The 882-nt window shown below is 73.2% G+C and carries 2 pseudogenes; both read right to left on the bottom strand.

The features are described 5' to 3' along the window. Positions 1–408, bottom strand: a pseudogene (locus ND748_RS32965) (DUF459 domain-containing protein); the annotation flags it as partial. A 267-nt stretch (positions 409–675) separates the two neighbouring features. Beyond that, a pseudogene (locus ND748_RS32960) lies at positions 676–882 on the bottom strand (MBOAT family protein); the annotation flags it as partial.

The following is an 882-nucleotide window of genomic DNA, read 5'->3' as shown; positions in this document are numbered from 1 at the left end:
CGCCAGCTCCGAGTCGCCGCCGCGCGGACCGGTCCCGTGGCCGAAGGCGCGGGTCAGCCACCGGTCCGGCGCGTCCAGGCGCACCGTGTGCGTCGCTCGCTCGATCGGCCGCGCCGCGCTCAGCACGAGCGTGCGGGTGAGCCCCGGACGCATGCCCTCGCCGGTATGGACCATGGCGGGGGCGCGCAGCGCGGCGAGCAGCCCCAGCACGGCGACGACCAGCAGCAGGGCGCGCCGCGCCGGGACAGCGTCCGCTCCAACCCGTGGCGGGCGGGTGCGATGGCGCGGCTGTGACCGGACCGGCACCTCCCGCCCGGCCGGTGGGTGCGGTGCCGCGGCGGGTGGAGGCGCGGTGGTGGGTGCGGACGTCGGCGTCCGGGTCACCACCGTGTCGTCGCGCTCGGTCATGGTCGCGGGCTCCGTCGACGGCTGGGGGAGTGGAACCGACCTCATCTTTCTGCGGTGCGTCGATTACCTTAGGTGATTCATCTCGCCTCATCGGCCCCATCGGCCTCATCGGCCCCACGGCCCGGCGGGCCGTCCGCGGCGTCGCACGCGTCGCACGCGTCGTCGGTCAGCGGTCGACGGCGAGCAGACCCCAGTTGATGCCAAGATCGACTTCGATCTCAAGACGTCTGTTGTTGATGATGGAGCAGCCGACTGGTCGGGCACTGGTCAGAAGCGGAAGTAGATGAAGGGCGCGACGTCCTGTTGTCCGACGACCGCGTAGATGACCATCATCGAGACGGTCAGCAGGGCGATCTGCGGGCCGAGGCTCACCCGGGCGAACCGGGCCCGCGTGCCGGCCCACCAGCTCGGCGGGATGGCCGCCGTGGCCAGGCCCACCGCGATCGCGGCCAGCACCGCGGGGGTGACCAGCGG

The sequence above is a fragment of the Frankia sp. AiPs1 genome (genome assembly GCF_023716945.1).
GTDB lineage: Bacteria > Actinomycetota > Actinomycetes > Frankiales > Frankiaceae > Frankia.
The sequence above is the reverse complement of the archived record's forward strand: the minus strand, read 5'-3'. Positions and strand labels throughout refer to the sequence as shown.